The organism is Kitasatospora sp. NPDC032121, from assembly GCF_055580145.1.
Map to the genome: position 1 here is coordinate 178,512 of NZ_JBVILX010000002.1, position 18,129 is coordinate 196,640.

Here is an 18,129-nt window from a genome sequence, read left to right on the forward strand (position 1 = left end):
GGCTGATCGCCTCCACGTCTCGGTGAGGGAGTGGTGCCACGAGGGTGATGACGCCATGCACACGCGCCGTCACTCACAAGGGGCCCGATCGAGCCAATAATCGGACTGGCGCGGCCGAATTCCGGTACCCCATCCACGCACCGGCGGCCCCTTGCGGAGAGCAGGGGGCCGCCGAAATGCGCGAGAAGTCGGGCCGGTCGACTTCCCACGGAGCGAGGCGACCGGCCGACAAGTCTGATTACCTGACGAACTCGGCGTATTCCTTGAAGCTGATCTGGCCGTCGCTGTTGTCGTCCGCCCACTTGAAGATCGCCTCGGCGTTGGCGTCGCTCACCTTGGGGTCCTGCTGGACGTGGGCCTTGAGCTCGGCGGCGCTGATGAATCCGTCGCCGTCGGTGTCGATCTGGTCGAATGCGGCCTTCTTCTCGGCTTCGCTGGTCATGATCTTCCTTTCAGGGGAGGTGGTTTCGCGCCCGGACCACCCCGTAACGGCGTCCACTGCTACGGGGTGACGCTCGGGAGCGGCGGGTCGGGAGGGTCGGGAGGGTCGGCGGGTATCAGGCGAGCGCCAGGCTGATCTGCTCGTTGAAGACCACCCAGTGCTGGCCCGGGTCCTTGGCGTCGCACGGCTTGGTGGAGATGTTCGGGGTGCCCCAGGCGTTGGCCAGGCAGTAGGCCGGGGCGAAGGTCAGCGAGATCTGCTGGCCGTTGACCGTCCAGTACTGCCCCTGGTCGTTGGGGTTGCAGGCCTTCGTGGAGACGTCCGGGGCGTTCCAGGTGTTGGCGAAACAGTAGGCCGGCGCCTTGGCGAGGGAGATCTGCTCGCCCGAGAGCTTCCAGTGCTGGCCGTTGTCGTTGGCGTCGCACGGCTTCGTGGAGACGTTCGGGGTGCCCCAGGCGTTGGCGAGGCAGTAGTGCCCGGGGGTGCGCGGGGCGCGGTGGGTGGTGTCGGCGGCCCCGGCCCCGCCGGCCGGCAGGAAGGAGGCCGTCAGGGCCAGCGTGGCGACGGCGAGCGTCTTGCGGAGCGCGATAACCATGAGGCAGATTCCGTTCTCGCTGGCGGCCATGCGGTTCGCGCACGGCCATGTGGGTTCTTTCCCTGCTCGGGCCCGAGCGCAAGGAAAGTGATAGCAGCGATCGAGGACGAACCACTGCTGACGTGCACCGTGTTCATCCGAACGAGTAACCCGGCGCGCCGGCGCTGACGGGACGATCGGCTGCGGCTGACCTACACGGCCTTGACGGTGACGATCAGAGTGCCGATGTGCCCCTCGGCCGGGGCGTCGAGAACCGCAGCTTCCGCCGACTCGAATCCACTTCGCAGGAGCAGGCTGACCCACCTACGAGGTGTGGAGGAGTAGCGGTACGTATAGAGCGCCCTCCCGGCGAAACCACCCTTGTACATGCCCTGTGGCCCGTAGGCACCGGGAATGGACAAGGCATCGTCCGATCTTTCGGCGGCCCCTTGCGGAGAGCAAGGGGCCGCCGGAACGCACCACGCCGGCGTCCACGCATGGCGGCGCGGGAAGTCGGCCCGGCCGACCTCCCGCGCGGGGAGCCTTCGGAGCGGCCCCGAGCCGTGGCAGCCGGGCCGGCGCGCTTCGGCTGGTGCGGCACGTAGGTTGGCATGGTGACCGACTCATTGCCGCCCGGCGGCGTCGTACTCGATGCGAACGAACTGGCAGCCCTGTGGGCGAGCCCGTGGCGGCCGGAACAGGTCGCGGAGCGGTTGGCCGGCGTGAGCACCACCTGGTGCGTCGCGGCGGGGTGGGCGCTCGACCTGTTCCTCGGGCGACAGTCGCGGTCACACGGCGACCTGGAGATCGCGGTGCCCACGGCGGGATTCCCGGAGGTCCGGAGCCGCTTCCCGGAGTACGTGTTCGACGCGGCCGGCTCGGGACGGGTCTGGCCGGCGGCCGGTGCGGAGGCCCTGGCGGCCACCCACCAGACCTGGCTGCGGGACCCGGACAGCGGCCGGTTCCTGCTCGACGTCTTCCGCGAGCCGCACGACGGCGGGACCTGGGTCTGCCGACGGGACGAACGGTTGCGGCTGCCGTACGAGGACATCATCGAGCGGACGCCCGACGGGATTCCTTACCTGGCACCGGAGTTGGTGCTGCTGTTCAAGGCGAAGGCGACACGGCCCAAGGACCGGGCGGACTTCGACACCGTGCTGCCGCTGCTGAGCCGGGCGAGGCGGGAAGCCCTCGGAGGGTGGCTGGAGCAGATCCACCCCGGGCATCCGTGGCTGGTGGAGCTGGCGGGGTAGCGGACACCTCGAACGACTTCGCCCCGTCGAGCGGTTGCTCGACGGGGCGAAGTGCTGCGGGCCTAGAAGTAGATGAGGGTCCAGAGCTGGTTGAGTGAGGGTTTGCCGTACGTCTGGACGAGCTTGACGTTCTTGCCGACACCTTCCGCCGTCAGGACCTCGTTCAGGTTCTTCCTGCTCGCGATCGTGGTGTGTTCCTGGCCGGTGTCCACGACCCACTGCTGCGACAGCTTCCCCGGCTCGCAGGCTTCCAGCCGGACGTCCTGCTCGGTCCCCTTGTCCGTGATGCAGTTCTTGCTGTTGTCTCCCTCGATCGTGTAGATCCCAGTCCCTTCGGCGGTTTCATCGACCTTCGTGAAGTACCAGCCGTCCATGGAGTTGGCCCCCGGCTTCTGAGTCACGACTGCCCAGGTACTGGTGTAGGCGAGGTTGGTGTCGTCCGCCTCGTTCTGGGATCGCGCCCAGAAGCCCACCGTGTCTGCGGCGGCCGCCACGGACGAGGTGCCGACCACGGCACCCGAGAGCATTACTGCCCCCATCGCGGCTACGGCGATCTTCCTGGTGATGCTCACTCGTTCTCTCCTTGACATTTCCCGCACCCACGGCCATGGGCGCCGACGGGAACGTAGCAGCACAAGGTTCGTACAGAGTCTTTCCGGACATGAGATCGTCGACGAACAACTCGGATGACCTAGCCGGTTGATTCAATCGGGTCATTACCGGGCGAGAACATGCGATCGCAGCCCACCACGGGAACCATTCGATGGCATGAGGTCGCACAACTGAACACCCAGGGAGAAAGCAGTGGCCATGACCAGGAGAGTTTCCGTCGCAGCCGCAGGAGCGGCCCTGATTTCGGCCGTCATGGCCGCCACTGCGGTACCGGCCGCAGCCGACTGCGAGGATCCGCCGACTGCCGCCCGGGCGAGATTCTTCGCCAACGTCCGGAACGAGGGGGACGGGACATATCTCTACCACCCCATTGGCAACTACGTCCAAACCTTGGACTCGATTTCGACCGCCCACCCGTTGGATGTGACCTGGGACTTCCAATACGTCGGAGAAACGGATGGAGGGACCGGGATCTATGAAATCAGGTCACGTGGAACCATGTCGTGCATCACGAACAACGGTCTCGGCAGCCGCGCCATCCTGGCACCTTGCGACAAGGCCGACCTAGCTCAGCAATGGGCGGTGACAACGGCCCAGGAGCACACCGCGATCGTGAACATGAAGTTCAAGAACACCGCACTGCGATCGAATGGGACCGGCAACGATGTCACGCTCGTCTCGACCGTCGGCCCGCCCACCAGCACTCAGCTGTGGATCTTCAGCTACGTGGGACAGTGAGCCTCACGCTTTGGCCTGTCGCGCAGGAGCGACAGGCCAAAGCACGGGCTGCTAGGCGGCGGCGGTGGTCAGATGGTCGAAGTCGCCGGCCTTCGCGCCCTGGAGGAAGGCGGCGAACGTGGGGGCAGTCGTGCGGACGATGACGTCGCCCTCGTCGGACTCGCGGAGTTCGATCGCGGCGTCAAGCGCACGGACCTCAACGCAGTCGGCGTTCGAACCGGAGTAACTTGACTTCTGCCAGGTAGAGTTAGGCATATTTACTTTCCATGTCTTTCTTGATGGATCGAATGAACTCTCGGGATTCCTCCTCCGAGAGAGCAGCCGAACCGATCTGGGCGAGCAGTGACCGAAATCTGGCCGTGTGGGCTGGTGCGTCGAAGAGCAGGTTGCCTACACCCGAGTCCGCCTGGACTGCATCGAGCTCCCGAACTGGTCCTTCGGCATACGTGAAGTTCTCGTTGGGAAGCGGGAGCGTATCGGCGTCGAACAGTACGACTCGAATCGAGATGTTGGGCCGTTCGGAGGCTTCGACAAGGGCGCCGAGCTGCTCCGCTTGGGCCCTGGCCCCGCTGAACTGCATGCGCAACGCTGCCTCATGGATGTATGCGGTGAACGGGGTCGATTCGACTTGGACGATGTGCTGACGCCGCAAGCGAAAGGCCGTCCTCAAGTCGACCTCGTGACCCGGAAGATGCGGATAGGAGCGAGCAAAGATGGCAGAGGCGTAGTCGTTTGTCTGAAGCAACCCATGGATGAAGGCCATCGTGTAGGCCGAGAGCCGTCGTGCGTGACCTTCGATCTCGGCGATCTCAAGGAAGTCCTGCGAGAGGCGCCCGCGGTACTCCTCCCACCAACCGCCCTTGTCACGGTCCGTGATGATGTCCGCCAGCGCATCGATCAAGGGCTCGTTCACGCACATGCACAACGCGGCGATCGTCCGCAGGCGTTCGACGCTGATGCCGGTCTTCCCGCTCTCCATCTGGGTCACGTGGGCGGGGTTGATACCAAGAGCGCGAGCGAGTTGGCTGCCGCCGAGACCGGCCTGCTCCCGCATCCTGCGCAGCTCGGCGCCCAACCGCAGCTGACGGAGGGTCGGGTTCGATCGTAGGGCCATGGGATCAGTCTGCCTCAGAGCGGTAGCCACGTCCGGGTGAACTTCTTGCGGATCGCCACAAGTTTGTGGCGATCCGCGCTATCGTCATTCCCAGATCGATCCGACGGATCGTCAGCATCCCATGGTTTCCGGGCAGTAGGCGCCTGCCGCCCTCCCGCCGAAGAGCAACCGCATCCCGGCCTGGCTCACGGCTCCCCTCTCCTCCCCACACCACAGCCTCGCGGAGGTTCCCGTGTGCACCCGTAACACCCCCTCGATCACCCTCACCCGGCAGGCCCTGCGGGACGTCCTGACCCGCGCCGCCTGGGACTCCGAGACCATCATCGCCGCCGAGTTGGCCCTCGACGAGCTGATCGTCAACGCCTGGCGGCACGCCGACACCGCCTCGCCCGTCGTCTACTTCTCCCTCCTCGGCCACACCCTCCGGGTCTGCGTCGCGGACGAGAGCTCCATGCTCCCCGACGAGCAGTCCCGCAACCTCCTCGCCGAGTCCGGCCGGGGCCTCCAGCTCGTCGCCGGGCTCACCCACCGCTGGGGCGTCGACCCCCAGAAGCGCGGCAAATCGGTCTGGTACGAGCTGGACTCGGCCGCGTGACCCGCGAGCCGATCGCGCCGGACGACCCCCGGATGCGGGACTTCACCCCCTCCCACATCACCGCCCTCCTCGGCGAACTCCACCGGCGCGGTCTCCCGTACGGGCTCCTCTGGGGCTCCGCCTCGGCCGGCGAGACCATCCTCGACGGCCGCCTCCTCGTCGATTTCGGCAACGCGCCCGTCTCCACCCTCCTCAACCTCCTCCACCTGCTCCGGGACCTGGACCGGGAGGCGGCGTGGGAGCGGTGACCTTCCTCCGACCGCGCTGACGTCGACCGCGCTGGGCACATGCGGAGGCCCTCGCCCGGGGAAGGGGCGAGGGCCTCGCGGTCGTCCGTCGGCTCCGGGTCAGCCGCCGGACGGGTTCCTGGGCGCGCCACCGCCACCGCCACCGAAGCCACCGCCACCGAAGCCGCCACCGCCGAAGCCGCCCGCGCCGGCAGACCCTTCGACGAGCTGGCTGGCGGTGTAGCCACCGTTGGCGTCGGGGGTGCCGACGACGGTCACGCTCTGGCCGGGCTGGAGGTCGGCGACCTTGCCCTCCTTGTTGAGCTGGACCTTCGTCGCGTCGCCGGTGGTGACCTTGATGGTGTTGCCGTTGGTGTCCGTCAGGTAGACGGTGTTGCCGTCCACCGCCTTGACCGTGCCCCGGGCGAAACCGCCCTGACCCTGGCCCTGTCCGCCCTGCCCCTGGCCCCTACGGCCGGAGCCGCTCTGCCCGTAACCGCCGGCAGCAGCCTGAGCCGCAGCCGGCCGGGAGGCGGAGGACTTCCCACCCCCCGAGGAGGACCCCTGGTTCTGCTGGAACCAGACCCCGCCCGCGAACGCGCCGGTGGCGATCACGCCACCCGCCAGCACCAGGCTGAGCCAGGGCAGCTTCCTCCTCGGCGGCGCGGCCAGTTCGGCGCTCACGTCCCGCGCGTCCGGCGGGGTGGCCAGCAGGGCGACCTGCTCGGCCGGCGTACCGGCCTCGGTCGTGGCGACCGTGGCGATCTCTTTGCTGCTCATGGATGGATTCCTACTCGTGCCGGAGGGCGTCGATCGGCCGCAGCGAGGCGGCCCGGTTGGCGGGGTAGCTGCCGAAGAACAGCCCGATGGCGACGGCGATGGCGAAGGCGCCCAGCACCGACTCGGGGATCACCACCGGCTTGATGCCGACGATGCTGAAGTGCGAGCCGGCGATCCCGGCCGCCACCCCCAGCCCCGCGCCGATCACCGACAGCAGGGTCGACTCGGTGAGGAACTGCCCGAGGATCACCGCGCGCGGCGCGCCGAGCGCCTTGCGGATGCCGATCTCGCGCGTCCGCTCGGTGACCGTCACCAGCATGATGTTGGTGATCCCGATCCCGCCGACCAGCAGCGAGATCGCCGCCACCGCGCCGAGCAGCACGGTGAAGGTCTTCGTCGTGCTCTCCCTCGCCGTGAGCAGCGAGGCCTGGCTGGTGATCCGGAAGTCCGCCTTGGCCGGGTCGGCGATCGCGTGCGTCCCGAGCAGGACCCGGGTGATCTCCGACTGGGCCGCCGTGGTGCTGTCCGCGGACGAGGCCTGGACCAGGATCTGGTTGACGGAGCCGAAGCCGGTGAAGGCGTTCTGCACCGTCGGAAGCGGGGCGATCACCACGTCGTCCGGGTCGGTGAAGCCGCTGCCGCCCTTGGCCTGGAGCACGCCGACCACGGTGAACGGGGTGCCGCCCAGGACCACCGACTTGCCGACCGGGTCCTCGGTGTCGAACAGCTGCTTGGCCGTCGTCGCGCCGAGCACCGCGACCTTGCGCGAGGCGAGGACGTCGTCGTCGGTGAAGTACTCGCCGTGCGCGACCTTCTGGTTGGCGGTCTCGAAGTACGACGGGTAGGTGCCGACGACCGAGCCCGGGTTGTACGAGATGTTCCCGTAGAGCGCCGTCGCGCTGGTGATGACCACCGGGGCGACGGACCTGATCGCCCCGCTGGAGGAGTCGCTCGCCAGCGCCTTGGCGTCGGCGACCGTGAGCTTCTTGACCGAGGAGGTGGCCCGGGAGCCGCCGTTCGCCGAACCGGAGCTGACCGTCAGCGCGTTGGTGCCGAGCGAGGTGATCGACTCCTTCACCGCCACCGACGAGCCGTTGCCGACGGCCAGCAGCAGGATCACCGAGGCCACGCCGATCAGCACCCCGAGCATGGTGAGCGCCGAGCGCACCTTGTTGGCCGCCAGGCCGCCGACCGCGAAGCGGAGCGTCTGCCAGAGGATCACGCCGACACCCCCGCCCCGTACGACGCCCCTGCCTCGTACGACATCCCCGCCTCGTCGAGGAAGGGCGGCGGGCCCTCCACGGGCGCCTGCCGGAGGTCGCTCACGATCTGCCCGTCCACCAGCCGCAGCACCCGCTTGGCGTGCCGCGCGACCTCGTCCTCGTGGGTGATCAGCACGACCGTGCGGCCGGTGGCGTTGAGCCCGTCGATCAGGGCCAGCACCTCCTCCGTCGAACGGCTGTCGAGGTTGCCGGTCGGCTCGTCGGCGAGCAGCATCGCGGGCGCCGTCACCAGCGCCCGCGCCACCGCGACGCGCTGCTGCTGGCCGCCGGACAGCTCGTTGGGCTTGTGGCCGGCCCGCTCGGCGAGCCCGACCAGGGAGAGCGCGGCCATCGCCCGGCGGCGCCGTTCGGCGGTGCGGACGCCCGCGTAGGCGAGCGGCAGCTCGACCTGGGCGAGGGCGGTGGTGCGGGGCACCAGGTTGAAGGACTGGAAGACGAAGCCGATCTTGCGGTTGCGCACCAGCGCGAGCTGGTGTTCGTCCAGGTGGCCGACGTCGGTGCCGTCCAGCAGGTACTGGCCGGAGGTCGGGACGTCCAGGCAGCCGAGGATGTTCATCAGGGTGGACTTGCCGGAGCCGGAGCTGCCCATCACGGCGACGTAGTCGCCCTGCTCGATGTCCAGGCTGACGCCCTGCGGTTCGCCGCTCCGCGGGTCGGACGGGCCGCGCAGCGCGTGCACGGTGGCGTCGCCGTGCCCGTACGCCTTGGCGAGTCGGCGGAGCCGGATCACCGGGACGGGGTGCGCCGGGACGCGCTTGTCGATGACGTGACGCATGACCTGGTCTCAGCCCCTGCCGCCGCGGCCGGTGCCGCCACCGGCCCCACCGGCCCCGCTCGCCCCGCCGCTGCCGCCCGGGAAGACCTGGCCGCCGCTGCCGCCGCGGTTGCCGCCGATCCCCGGGAAGGAGGCGTTCGGGAAGCCGTTCCCGCCGCTGGTGGTGGGGAGTTCGACCTTGTCGCCCTCCTTCAGCCCGGAGACCACCTGCACCGTGCTGTCGCCCTCGACCCCGACGGTGACGGTGATCCGCTCGGAGGCACCGTCCGGCCGCACCAGGGTCGCGGTGCGCGACGCGCCGGTGCCCGAGAGCGCGGAGGTGGGCAGCGAGAGCGCGTTGTCGGCCTCGCCGGTGATCACCTGGACGGTGGCGCTGAGGCCGGTGCGCAGCGTGCTGGTGTCGCCGGAGAGCTGGAGCGTGGCCGCGTACTGGACGGCGGCGGAGCCCGCCGCACCGCCGGAGCCGCTGCTGCTGGGCAGCGAACTGACCGACAGGACGGTCGCGTTGAGCTTGGTGTCGGACTGGGCGTTCAGAGTGACGGTGGCCGCCTCGCCCTTCTTCAGCTTGAGCGAGTCCAGCTCGGAGAAGTTGGCGGTGACCTGCATCCCGGTCGGGTTGGTGAGCACGATGAAGCCGCTCGGGGCGGCCGTCGAACTCGCGCCCGTCCCCGTGGACTTGCCGGAGGAGGAGGTCCCGGAGCCGGAGCCGGTGGCCCCGACGGTGTCGCCGACCTTGCCGGAGATCGAGGCGACGGTGCCGTCCACCGAGGCGGTCAGGGTGGTCCCGGCCAGCGCCGCCCGGGCGTTGGCGAGGTTGGTCTGGGCGGTGGTGACCTGCTGCTGGGCCTGGGCCACGGCCGCGTCGTCGACCTTGGTGGTGGTGATGGTGGTGGTCTGCGGGGCGGGCGTACTGCTCCCGCCCGCCCCGCGGCCGCCACCACCGCCGCCGGCACCGGCGCCGGGAGAGGCGTCGGAGGTGGCACCCGGCAGCGGCTCGGTGGTCGTGGTGGTGACACCCGCCTGAGCCTTGGCGAGGTTGGCCTGGGCCGTGGTGAGGGACGCCTGGGCGGCGTCCACCTGCTGCTGGGCCGCCGTGGTGTCGACGGTGGCGAGCACCTGCCCCTTCTTCACGGCGTCCCCCACCGCCACCTTCAGCGCGGTGAGCCGGCCGCCGGTGGTGAAGTCCTGGGCGGCGTCGGTCGGTGAGACCAGGGTGCCGGTTCCGGACACGGTGGCCAGGACGGTGCCCTTGGACACCGTCGCGGTACGGGCCGCGGGCTTGGCGGAGGCCGGGCCTGAGCTGCCGCTGACCGTGGCGTACACCAGGGCGGCCCCGCCCAGCAGGGCCACGCCGAGCGCGGAGTTGACGAGGACGGCGCCTCGCCGCCGTGGGAGCACCTTCATGCCGGACAGCTTCCCGGTGCGCTCTTGCGCTGCCCTGGGCACCGACTGGGAGAAGACTGACCGACCGGATCCGGGCATTCCGGACAGATGCCCCGGCCTCCGTCGGCGCCTTGGCCGCTCCCTGGCCAGCCGTTGGCCGAACTCCCAGCGGGCTCCCAGCGACCCACAGCCTTCCGGGAGGAGACTCGGCGGACGTCGAGGGCCGAGGGGGCCTGTCGAGCACCCGGGCGGAACGCCGCAGGGGCGCACCGGAGAACCGGCGCGCCCCTGCGATCAACAGCAGGACGTCAGAAACGTCAGAGCGACTTGCGGAAGGCCTCCGCCACCGACAGGAAGATCGAGTTGCCCTCGGCCTCGCCGATCGACACCCGCACGCCCTCCGGGAACGGCCGCACGACCACGCCGGCCTCGGCGCACGCGGCGGCGAACTCGAACGAGCGCTCACCGAGCCAGAGCCAGACGAAGTTGGCCTGCGAGTCCGGGATCTCCCAGCCCTGGGCGCGCAGCCCGGCCACCACCCGGGTGCGCTCCGCGACCAGCGCCTCCACCCGCTCCAGCAGCGCCTCCTCGGCGCGCAGCGAGGCGACGGCGGCGTTCTGGGCGAGCTGGCTCACGCCGAACGGGGTGGCGACCTTGCGCAGCGCGGCGGCCACCGGCTCGTGCGCGATCGCGAAGCCGACCCGCAGGCCCGCCAGGCCGTACGCCTTGGAGAAGGTGCGCAGCACGCAGACGTTCGGGCGGTCCCGGTAGAGGTCGATGCCGTTGGGCACCTCGGGGTCGCGGATGAACTCGATGTAGGCCTCGTCCACCACGACCAGGACGTCGCTCGGGACGGCGTCCAGGAAGGTCTCCAGCTCGGCGCGGTGGATCACGTTGCCGGTGGGGTTGTTGGGGTTGCAGACGAAGACCAGCCGGGTGTTCGGGGTGATCGCGGCGAGCATCGCGTCCAGGTCGTGGTCGCCGTTCGCCTTGAGCGGCACCGGGACGGGGGTGGCACCGGAGACGGTGGCGACGATCGGGTACGCCTCGAAGGAGCGCCAGGCGAAGACCACCTCGTCGCCCGGGCCGGCCGTGACGAGCACCAGCGACTGGGCGATGCCGACCGAGCCGGTGCCGGTGGCGATGTGCTCGGCGGGCACGCCGAAGCGCTCGGCCAGCACCGAGGTCAGCTCGGTGACGCCCATGTCGGGGTAGCGGTTGAACGAACCGGCCGCCTGGACGGCCGTCTCCAGCACGCCGGGCAGCGGCTCGTAGGGGTTCTCGTTCGAGGACAGCTTGTAGGCGTCGGCGCCGGCCGGCTTGCCGGGCTTGTAGGTGGGGATGCCGTCGAGGGTCGGCCGCAGCCGCGGGCCCTGCGCTGACGTACCACTGCTCACGGTCGTACTCCGTTTCCAGTTGCGGAACTCTCCGGTGCGCTCGCCCGCCACGGACGGGTTCGCCTCCGTGCCCGGGACCTCGTGTCGCACGCGGACCACCCCGGTCGGGTGTCTTGCACGATACCGATCGCCCCTCACCCGTAGGAGTGAGATGCCCGGTCGGGTTACAGGCGCAGATCAGCCATTCTGCCGCGTTCCTTGGGCACATGTCAGAGGTAAGAGGACCGGTTCCAGGTGGGTATCGAAGGGGCGCACCCCGGCTCACTCTTGGAGAAACGTATCTCCGAGGGCTCCCGATGCGCCGGTCACAGACCCTTGTCAGGAGCCATACGATCGGTCCGCCATGACAGCAGCAGCCAACCAGAGCGGTCGGCGTCCCACCACCTCGCGGCGTCTGGAGCGGGCCGGCATCCGGGATGTGGCAGCAGCCGCCGGAGTGTCGATCACCACTGTCTCCGACGCGCTGAACGGAAAGGGCCGCCTGCCCGACGAGACCCGCAGCCGGGTGCGCGAGGTCGCCGAGCGCCTCGGCTACCGCCCCTCCGCGGCCGCCCGCACCCTGCGCACCGGCCGGTCCGGCCTGATCGGGCTGACCGTCACGACCTACGGCGAGGAGCCGTTCACCTTCACCGAGTTCGCGTACTTCGCCGAGATGGCCAGGGCCGCCACCAGCGCCGCCCTGGGCCGCGGTTACGCGCTGGTGGTGCTGCCCGCCTCCTCCCGCCACGACGTCTGGGGCAACATCGCCCTGGACGGCACCGTGGTGATCGACCCGCCCGACCAGGACCCCCTGGTGAGCGAGCTGTACCGGTCCGGCGTCCCGGTGGTCAGCGACGGCAAACCCGGCAACTGCCCGGTCACCGCCTGGGTCGACAACGACCACGAGGCCGCCGTGCTCGGCATCCTCGACCACCTCTCCGAAGCCGGCGCCCGCCGGATCGGCCTGCTCACCGGCACCAGCACCGACACCTACACCCGGCTGTCCACCGAGGCCTACCTCGGCTGGTGCGCCAAGGTCGGGCAGGAGCCGGTGTACGAGACCTACCCGGCGCACGACCCGGCCGCCGGCGCCGTCGCCGCCGACCGGCTGCTCGCCCGCCCCGACCGACCGGACGCGGTCTACGGACTGTTCGACCCCAACGGCACCGACCTGCTGGCCGCCGCCCGCCGCTACGGCCTGCGGGTGCCGGACGACCTGCTGCTGGTCTGCTGCAGCGAGAGCGACGTCTACGCGACCACCGAACCGCCGATCACCACGCTCTCGCTCAAGCCGCGCAAGATCGGCACCACCGTGGTCAACCTGCTCATCGACGCGATCGAGGGCGTGGACTCCGGGACGGGCGTCGACATCGCCAGGCTCTTCCCACCGCGGTTCCGCACCGCCGGCACCGGGCCGCCGCCGGGCACCCTGATGCCGACCGAGCTGATCGTCCGCGCGTCCTCCCAGCGCCGGAGTCCGCGCACCACCGTCAGCCCGCCCCGCCCCCCGGGCGAGGTTTAGACCACCGCGCAGCAGCAGCCCCGACGCCGGAGCACGGTACCCGGCCGGGGCCGACGAGACCGTACCGAGCCGGGACAAAACGGACCCTGCGGGTCCGCCCGGCTGACGCTCCGGAGGATTGGATACCCACCAGGTGACGACGCCGGGAGAGTGGTCTTCCTATGATGGGCGAATGACACCCGAGGACCGCTTCCCCGGGCCCGAGCACCCCCACCCGGGCCCCCGCCACCAGCCGGACCTCGACGTGCTGCCGTACGGCACCTATTACGAACCCGACCCCGCCCCCGGCTACCAGGCCGCCCCCTACGAGGGGGAGGGCTACGACGGGGAGACCTACAGCGGCTACGGCGGAGCCCGCTACCTGGAGCAGCACTGGCCCGCCGACGGCCAGGGGCATACCGTGCACGCCCAGGGGATCGGCATGGACCACAACCCGAACTTCTCGCACCCGGGCAGCGGGTACGAGGGGCGGGAACAGGGCGGCTACGAAGGCCAGGAGCAGAGCGGCTACGACAGCCAGGACCAGAGCGGCTACGAAGGCCAGGAGCAGAGCGGGTACGACGGCCAGGACCAGAGCGGCTACGAAGGCCAGGAGCAGAGCGGGTACGACGGCCGCGAGCAGAGCGGCTACGAGCCCACCCTGCCCGACCAGCCCTCCCCGGCGCTCCAGCTCGCCGGCCGCGACGACCCGCCGACCATCGAACTCGGCCCGCCGCTGCCCGACCCCGCCGCACCGACCTACCCGTACCCGGCCCCCGGCCCCGGTGAGCCGCCCGGCCCGGTCTACGTCGTCGGCGACGTGCACGGCTACCTGGAGGAGCTGCGCGCCGAACTGCGCCACCAGGGCCTGATCGACGACGACGGCCACTGGTCCGCCGGCCGCGCCCGGATCTGGTTCCTCGGCGACTTCACCGACCGCGGCCCCGACGGCATCGGCGTCATCGACCTGGTCATGCAGCTCGCCGCCGAGGCCGCCGCGGCCGGCGGCTACTGCCGCGCCCTGATGGGCAACCACGAACTGCTCTTCCTGGGCGCCGCCAAGTACGGCGACGAGCCCGTCCAGTCCACCGCCGGCACCGCCTCCTTCCTCGCCGCCTGGCGGCTCAACGGCGGCCAGCAGAACGACCTGGACCGGCTGGAGGCGCACCACATCAGCTGGCTCTCCCGGCTGCCCGCGATCGCGCTGGAGGACGGCCACCTGCTGCTGCACTCCGACACCACCGCGTACCTGGAGTACGGCGAGTCCATCCCCGACGTCAACGACGCCGTGCACGGCCTGCTCGCCGACGGCAGCGTGGACGACTGGTGGGACTGCTTCCGCCGTTTCACCAAGCGCTTCGCCTTCCGCGGCGACGCCGGGCCGATGGCCGTCCACGAGCTGCTGGACACCTACGGCGGCACCCGGATCGTGCACGGGCACAGCCCGATCCCGTACCTCACCGGCGCGGTGCACAACGACGACGGCCAGCCGCCGCACATCCCCGGGCCGTACGTGTACGCGGACGACCTCGCGGTGGCGATGGACGGCGGCGTCACCATGGAGGGGCGGCTGCTGGTCGCCCGGCTGCCGATCGGCTGAGCGGCGGCGCGTGGGCCGGGCGGCCGCCGAACCGGACACGTCCACCGACCGGTCGTCAACCCACCGTCGCCGCAGAACAGTTGTTCCCGGCGCTCGGGCCGTCGCACGCGCGCGTCCCGGGGCGCGAAATTCCGGAAACCGACTGTCAGCCCAGGCGCGCCCGCCCCTACCATGAGGCACACCACACCCGGCCGCCCGTCCGGCGGCCCGCCTCCGCGCCCGTTCCGGCGCCCTGAGGGCCGCGCGCCCCCGGGGCGCGGCGAACGGGGTCCGCACGAACGGGGTCCCCATGTCCAACCCCCCGCCACTGCTCGCCGAGGACCGCGCGGAGTACGAGCGCCTCCTCACGGAAGCCCTGCGCGACCGCACCGTCCTCACCGCCCTGCGCGCGCCCGGCGCGCTCACCACCGACCAGCTGCGCATCAGCGCCCTGCGCGACGCCGACCGGATCAACGCCGCGGCCGCCACCGAGTACACCCACTACACCCGGCTGCGCGAGAGCCTGCACAGCGCGCCCCCGCCGACGCCCGGCAGCGACAGCGCGGCACCCGGGCTGCTCAGCCAACTGCGCTCCGGGGGCGGCGCCGGACTGTTCCCCGCCCTCACCGTGCTCACCCCGATCCTGGCCTGGGCCGCCGCCCTGTTCCTACTGCTGATCGGCTACCTGCTGCGCGCCACCAGCCCGAACCTCGCGCTCGCCCACTCCCTGGTCACGGCCGGCTGGGTGGCGCTCGCCGCCGGCGTCGCCGCGATGGCCATCGGCATCGTCGGGCTGCTGCTCACCGCCCTGCGCGAGGGCGCCGCGACCGCCCCGGCCGGCACCGACCCGGAACTCGCCGCCGAACTCGGCGACGCCCACCGCGAGTGGCGCACCGCGCTGCGCGAACGCGGACTCGTCCCGTACCTGCTCGACGCGCTGCCGCCGGTGCCCGGCTCGGCGGCCCGGACCGCGGCGGGCACCGGGCCCGACTTCAGCAGCCCCGACTTCAGCAGGCCCGGCTACACCTCCCCCGGGTTCACCAGCCCCGGCCCCGAGGGGCTGACCGACCCCCACGGCCGTACGCCCCGCCCTGCCGCCTTCACCCCGCCCGACTTCACCGGGCCCGGGTACACGCCGCCCGACTTCACCGGGCCCGACGAGGTCGGCTGAGCCTTCTCCCGCAAGGGGGGCGTCCCGCTCCCCCGCCCGGGGGAGCGGGTTCAGCCCGGGTGAGGACGCCCCCGCCGGCGGATTCCGGGAACGTCGAAGCCGGTGGCGGACGGACGGCGTCCGCCCGGGGCGGGAGGCGGAACCATGGGCGCACGGACGATCGGGGCACGACTGCACGGCACACCCGCCCCGGGCGTGCCCCGCTGGGCGGTCCGCACCGGGTACGCGATCACCCTGGCCGTCCTGCCCTCCTGCCTCTGGCGGATCGGCGGCTTCATCCTCGGGCTGCCGCTGTTCGAACCCGGCCCGACGCCCCCGGAGCAGGACCCGACCTCCTTCGACGGCGGCTGGGCGTACATCCTCGCGCTCAGCGTGGTCAGCGAGGCGCTGGCCCTCCTCTGCTTCGGCCTGGTCGCCCGCTGGGGCGAGGTGTGGCCGCGCTGGATCCCCGTCCTCGGCGGCAGGCCGGTCCCGGTGCTCGCCGCCGTGCTCCCGGCCGGGCTGGGCTCGGCGGCGCTGATGGTCTTCCCGTACTCGATGGTGATGTTCGCGTTCGGCCTGACCCTCCGGGGCGACCGGGCCTCGGGGCTGATCACCCACGGCTGGCAGACCGTCGCGTTCTGGGCCGGCTACCTGCCGCTGGCCGCCTGGGGCCCGCTGCTCGCCGTGCTCACCGTGCACTACTACCGTCGCCGCAGGGTGAGTTGAGCCGCTTCCCCGGGAGCTTCCGGTCAGTCCGTCGCCGCCACCACGCACAGCGGCGCCGCCTCGGCGGTCGCCTCCGGGACCACGTCCGCCGCCGCCCTGACGAAGGCGCGGACCCGGGCGGTGGTGTTGCTCTCCAGCCAGACCGGGCCGCGCTCGATCGGCGGCGCGTCGTGGATCGGCACGTACGCGACGTCCGGGCGCGGGTAGTAGCGGCGGGAGTGCTCGCCGACCGGGAGGACGCCGCGGCCCAGCGCCACCAGGCTCAGCAGCTCGGAGAAGGTCGCGCCGGACGGCCCCTTGGGCACCGGACGGCCGGACGGGGTGCGCTCGGGCGTGCGGTCGCGCTTGAAGGCCGCCGAGGTGACGGCCGGGTACTGCACCACCGGGTGGTCGCCCAGCACTTCGAGCGACACCGACCGCTCCGCGGCCAGCGGATGCCCGGCGGCCACCGCGAGGACCCGCCGCTCGGTCAGCAGCACCGGGCCGCGGGCCATGCCGTCGAACGGGTAGGAGGCGATCAGGACGTCGACCGAGCCGTCCTCCAGACTCGAACGGGAGTTGGCGAGCTGCACCTCGCGCACGTCCACCCGGCACTCCGGGTGCCGCTCGCCGAACAGCGCGACCGCCCTGAGCAGCACCGGCGCCGTCCACTCGCCGAGGAACGCCACCCGGAGCTCCCCGGTGACGCCCCGGCCGGCGTCCTCCGCCCGGCGCAGCGCCGCCTCCATCGCCGCCACCACCGGGACCAGGTCGTCGGCCAACTGCCGCCCCACCGCGGTGAGTCGGACCGAACGGCTGGTGCGGTCGAACAGCTTGCCGCCGATCCTGCGCTCCAGCTTCCGCACCACCTGGCTGACCCGCCCGGTGGTCAGGTGCAGCCGCTCGGCCGTCCGGCCGAAGTGCAGCTCCTCGGCGAGCGCGAGGAAGACCTCGACCTCCAGCCGTTCCAGCATCCCGACCCCGCCCCTCGATCGTTGAATCCGGCTCAACGATCGTACGGCGATCCGGCATTGTTCACGCGTGCGGCCCGGAGGATCGTGGAACCCGTCCCCAGCAGTCGCACCCGAGCGGAGCCGGTCACCCATGCGCGTCGTAGCCTTCGACCACCTCGTCCTGAACGTCGCCGACGTCGAGCGTTCGCTGGCCTTCTACTCCGGCCTCCTCGGCCTGGCCCCCGTGCGGGTCGACGAGTGGCGGGCCGGACAGGTGTCGTTCCCGTCCGTCCGGATCACCCCCGAGACGATCATCGACCTGGTCCACGGCCCCCGGCACGCGTCCAACGTCGACCACATCTGCCTCACCGTCGAGCCCCTCGACTGGCAGGAGGTCATCGACGCGGGCACCTTCGACGTCCTCGAAGGCCCGGTACCCCGCTTCGGCGCCCGCGGCACCGCCACCTCGGTCTACGTCCGGGACCCGGACGGCAACACGGTCGAGCTCCGCTGGTACCCGCAGGACGCCACCGCCTGAACGGGTGCCGTCCCGGACCCACGGGGGTGGACCGGGACGGCACCGAAACGCCCTGCCCGCCGGTCAGTTCCGGCCGGCGAGGTGCTCGACCAGCCGGTCGAAGCTGGAGTTGAGCCCGGCCTCGGCCTCCGGGCCGCGGAACATCTCCGGCACCTCGGTCTGGTGCAGCACCACCTGGGTGCGGCCCCCGCCGAGCTCGGTGAAGGTGAGCGTGGAGCGCATGCCCGAGCCCTCCTCCACCATCGTGAAGGACTCGCCGGCCCGGAACTCGGCGATCTCCGCCTTCACCGGGTACTGCTCGCCGGTCTCGTCGACCACCATGGTGCTGTCGTAGCGACCGCCCACCCTGGCCTCGACGGTCACGCTCTCCAGCGGCACGTGGGTACCGACCGGACCCCAGAAGCAGACGAACCGCTCCGGCTCGAAGTACGCCTCGAACGCGTCCGCCGGGGTGCCGGGCAGCTCGCGGGTGATGGTCAGCTCGCCCAGGTTCTCGGTCATCTCGGTGTCTCCTGCGTGTCGGGTGATCGCTTGCACAGGGGTAGACC

General features: G+C 71.2%; 21 protein-coding genes and 1 pseudogene. 9 read left to right on the top strand and 13 right to left on the bottom strand.

What is annotated here, in order from left to right:
• Positions 1-238: 238 nt before the first annotated feature.
• From ACZ5OX_RS06650 to ACZ5OX_RS06660, 3 genes and pseudogenes are all read right to left on the bottom strand, one after another.
• Positions 239-442, bottom strand: coding sequence for an EF-hand domain-containing protein (locus ACZ5OX_RS06650; RefSeq protein WP_449787945.1), 204 nt, complete (start codon positions 440-442; stop codon positions 239-241).
• 115 nt (positions 443-557) lie between these two features.
• Positions 558-1,037 carry a ricin-type beta-trefoil lectin domain protein gene (locus ACZ5OX_RS06655; protein WP_465629029.1) on the bottom strand — a complete coding sequence of 160 codons (480 nt, stop codon included), beginning with the start codon at positions 1,035-1,037 and terminating at the stop codon, positions 558-560.
• 191 nt (positions 1,038-1,228) lie between these two features.
• Positions 1,229-1,435: pseudogene (locus ACZ5OX_RS06660) on the bottom strand (SAM-dependent methyltransferase); the annotation flags it as partial.
• Between the two features lie 195 nt (positions 1,436-1,630).
• Between ACZ5OX_RS06660 and ACZ5OX_RS06665 the strand changes: the two are divergent.
• A complete protein-coding gene (locus ACZ5OX_RS06665; RefSeq protein WP_465629030.1) occupies positions 1,631-2,269 on the top strand; it encodes a nucleotidyltransferase domain-containing protein in 639 nt (212 codons plus the stop codon).
• A 62-nt stretch (positions 2,270-2,331) separates the two neighbouring features.
• Here ACZ5OX_RS06665 and ACZ5OX_RS06670 read toward each other — a convergent pair whose 3' ends face one another.
• Positions 2,332-2,841, bottom strand: a complete 510-nt coding sequence (locus tag ACZ5OX_RS06670) for an RICIN domain-containing protein (RefSeq protein WP_465629031.1) — start codon at positions 2,839-2,841, stop codon at positions 2,332-2,334.
• A 232-nt stretch (positions 2,842-3,073) separates the two neighbouring features.
• Here ACZ5OX_RS06670 and ACZ5OX_RS06675 point away from each other — a divergent pair, with 232 nt between their 5' ends.
• Entirely contained in the window at positions 3,074-3,619 is a 546-nt protein-coding gene (locus ACZ5OX_RS06675; protein WP_465629032.1) for a hypothetical protein, read from the top strand.
• 51 nt (positions 3,620-3,670) lie between these two features.
• Here ACZ5OX_RS06675 and ACZ5OX_RS06680 read toward each other — a convergent pair whose 3' ends face one another.
• Together ACZ5OX_RS06680 and ACZ5OX_RS06685 are read right to left on the bottom strand one after the other, a co-directional pair.
• Positions 3,671-3,874 carry a DUF397 domain-containing protein gene (locus tag ACZ5OX_RS06680; RefSeq protein ID WP_465629033.1) on the bottom strand — a complete coding sequence of 68 codons (204 nt, stop codon included), beginning with the start codon at positions 3,872-3,874 and terminating at the stop codon, positions 3,671-3,673.
• A complete protein-coding gene (locus tag ACZ5OX_RS06685) occupies positions 3,867-4,733 on the bottom strand; it encodes a helix-turn-helix domain-containing protein (RefSeq protein ID WP_465629034.1) in 867 nt (288 codons plus the stop codon). The genes ACZ5OX_RS06680 and ACZ5OX_RS06685 overlap by 8 nt, the downstream gene beginning before the upstream one ends.
• A 232-nt stretch (positions 4,734-4,965) precedes the next feature.
• Between ACZ5OX_RS06685 and ACZ5OX_RS06690 the strand changes: the two genes are divergently transcribed.
• Both ACZ5OX_RS06690 and ACZ5OX_RS06695 read left to right on the top strand, forming a co-directional pair.
• A complete protein-coding gene (locus ACZ5OX_RS06690; protein ID WP_465629035.1) occupies positions 4,966-5,328 on the top strand; it encodes an ATP-binding protein in 363 nt (120 codons plus the stop codon).
• Positions 5,325-5,576, top strand: coding sequence for a hypothetical protein (locus ACZ5OX_RS06695; protein ID WP_465629036.1), 252 nt, complete (start codon positions 5,325-5,327; stop codon positions 5,574-5,576). The genes ACZ5OX_RS06690 and ACZ5OX_RS06695 overlap by 4 nt, the downstream gene beginning before the upstream one ends.
• Before the next feature lie 99 nt (positions 5,577-5,675).
• Here ACZ5OX_RS06695 and ACZ5OX_RS06700 read toward each other — a convergent pair whose 3' ends face one another.
• From ACZ5OX_RS06700 to hisC, 5 genes are all read right to left on the bottom strand, one after another.
• Positions 5,676-6,335 carry a DUF5666 domain-containing protein gene (locus ACZ5OX_RS06700; RefSeq protein ID WP_465629037.1) on the bottom strand — a complete coding sequence of 220 codons (660 nt, stop codon included), beginning with the start codon at positions 6,333-6,335 and terminating at the stop codon, positions 5,676-5,678.
• Positions 6,336-6,345: 10 nt separating this feature from the next.
• The gene (locus tag ACZ5OX_RS06705) at positions 6,346-7,557 is read right to left on the bottom strand and encodes an ABC transporter permease (protein ID WP_465629038.1); all 1,212 of its coding nucleotides are present in this window, start codon (positions 7,555-7,557) and stop codon (positions 6,346-6,348) included.
• Complete coding sequence (locus ACZ5OX_RS06710) at positions 7,554-8,393, bottom strand: ABC transporter ATP-binding protein (protein ID WP_465629039.1); 840 nt, start codon at positions 8,391-8,393, stop codon at positions 7,554-7,556. Before ACZ5OX_RS06710 ends, ACZ5OX_RS06705 begins: the two co-directional genes overlap by 4 nt.
• A gap of 9 nt (positions 8,394-8,402) precedes the next feature.
• The gene (locus ACZ5OX_RS06715; RefSeq protein WP_465629040.1) at positions 8,403-9,797 is read right to left on the bottom strand and encodes an efflux RND transporter periplasmic adaptor subunit; all 1,395 of its coding nucleotides are present in this window, start codon (positions 9,795-9,797) and stop codon (positions 8,403-8,405) included.
• 296 nt (positions 9,798-10,093) lie between these two features.
• A complete protein-coding gene (gene hisC / locus ACZ5OX_RS06720) occupies positions 10,094-11,173 on the bottom strand; it encodes a histidinol-phosphate transaminase (RefSeq protein ID WP_465629041.1) in 1,080 nt (359 codons plus the stop codon).
• Positions 11,174-11,516: 343 nt separating this feature from the next.
• Between hisC and ACZ5OX_RS06725 the strand changes: the two genes are divergently transcribed.
• From ACZ5OX_RS06725 to ACZ5OX_RS06740, 4 genes are all read left to right on the top strand, one after another.
• A complete protein-coding gene (locus ACZ5OX_RS06725; protein ID WP_188296553.1) occupies positions 11,517-12,674 on the top strand; it encodes a LacI family DNA-binding transcriptional regulator in 1,158 nt (385 codons plus the stop codon).
• Between the two features lie 640 nt (positions 12,675-13,314).
• On the top strand, positions 13,315-14,253 hold the full coding sequence (locus tag ACZ5OX_RS06730) for a metallophosphoesterase (protein ID WP_465629602.1): 939 nt from the start codon (positions 13,315-13,317) through the stop codon (positions 14,251-14,253).
• A gap of 289 nt (positions 14,254-14,542) precedes the next feature.
• Positions 14,543-15,403, top strand: coding sequence for a hypothetical protein (locus ACZ5OX_RS06735; protein WP_465629042.1), 861 nt, complete (start codon positions 14,543-14,545; stop codon positions 15,401-15,403).
• Between the two features lie 144 nt (positions 15,404-15,547).
• Complete coding sequence (locus ACZ5OX_RS06740; protein WP_465629043.1) at positions 15,548-16,111, top strand: hypothetical protein; 564 nt, start codon at positions 15,548-15,550, stop codon at positions 16,109-16,111.
• A gap of 23 nt (positions 16,112-16,134) precedes the next feature.
• Here the strand turns inward: ACZ5OX_RS06740 and ACZ5OX_RS06745 are convergent, their stop codons facing one another.
• Positions 16,135-17,064, bottom strand: a complete 930-nt coding sequence (locus ACZ5OX_RS06745) for a LysR family transcriptional regulator (protein ID WP_465629044.1) — start codon at positions 17,062-17,064, stop codon at positions 16,135-16,137.
• Between the two features lie 130 nt (positions 17,065-17,194).
• On the opposite strand from ACZ5OX_RS06745, the gene ACZ5OX_RS06750 reads away from it, so the two are divergent.
• Positions 17,195-17,581, top strand: coding sequence for a VOC family protein (locus tag ACZ5OX_RS06750; RefSeq protein ID WP_449787930.1), 387 nt, complete (start codon positions 17,195-17,197; stop codon positions 17,579-17,581).
• A gap of 63 nt (positions 17,582-17,644) precedes the next feature.
• On the opposite strand, the gene ACZ5OX_RS06755 is transcribed toward ACZ5OX_RS06750, so the two are convergent.
• On the bottom strand, positions 17,645-18,082 hold the full coding sequence (locus tag ACZ5OX_RS06755) for an SRPBCC family protein (RefSeq protein WP_465629045.1): 438 nt from the start codon (positions 18,080-18,082) through the stop codon (positions 17,645-17,647).
• Between the last annotated feature and the right edge of the window lie 47 nt (positions 18,083-18,129).

Bases quoted from the DNA above. Each gene is read 5' to 3' on its own strand.
- ACZ5OX_RS06655 (WP_465629029.1), bottom strand. From the start codon at position 1,037: ATGGTTATCGCGCTCCGCAAGACGCTCGCCGTCGCCACGCTGGCCCTG.
- ACZ5OX_RS06650 (WP_449787945.1), bottom strand. From the start codon at position 442: ATGACCAGCGAAGCCGAGAAGAAGGCCGCATTCGACCAGATCGACACC.
- ACZ5OX_RS06755 (WP_465629045.1), bottom strand. From the start codon at position 18,082: ATGACCGAGAACCTGGGCGAGCTGACCATCACCCGCGAGCTGCCCGGC.
- ACZ5OX_RS06680 (WP_465629033.1), bottom strand. From the start codon at position 3,874: ATGCCTAACTCTACCTGGCAGAAGTCAAGTTACTCCGGTTCGAACGCC.
- ACZ5OX_RS06750 (WP_449787930.1), top strand. From the start codon at position 17,195: ATGCGCGTCGTAGCCTTCGACCACCTCGTCCTGAACGTCGCCGACGTC.
- ACZ5OX_RS06735 (WP_465629042.1), top strand. From the start codon at position 14,543: ATGTCCAACCCCCCGCCACTGCTCGCCGAGGACCGCGCGGAGTACGAG.
- ACZ5OX_RS06685 (WP_465629034.1), bottom strand. From the start codon at position 4,733: ATGGCCCTACGATCGAACCCGACCCTCCGTCAGCTGCGGTTGGGCGCC.
- ACZ5OX_RS06700 (WP_465629037.1), bottom strand. From the start codon at position 6,335: ATGAGCAGCAAAGAGATCGCCACGGTCGCCACGACCGAGGCCGGTACG.
- ACZ5OX_RS06725 (WP_188296553.1), top strand. From the start codon at position 11,517: ATGACAGCAGCAGCCAACCAGAGCGGTCGGCGTCCCACCACCTCGCGG.
- ACZ5OX_RS06710 (WP_465629039.1), bottom strand. From the start codon at position 8,393: ATGCGTCACGTCATCGACAAGCGCGTCCCGGCGCACCCCGTCCCGGTG.
- ACZ5OX_RS06745 (WP_465629044.1), bottom strand. From the start codon at position 17,064: ATGCTGGAACGGCTGGAGGTCGAGGTCTTCCTCGCGCTCGCCGAGGAG.
- ACZ5OX_RS06740 (WP_465629043.1), top strand. From the start codon at position 15,548: ATGGGCGCACGGACGATCGGGGCACGACTGCACGGCACACCCGCCCCG.
- ACZ5OX_RS06715 (WP_465629040.1), bottom strand. From the start codon at position 9,797: ATGAAGGTGCTCCCACGGCGGCGAGGCGCCGTCCTCGTCAACTCCGCG.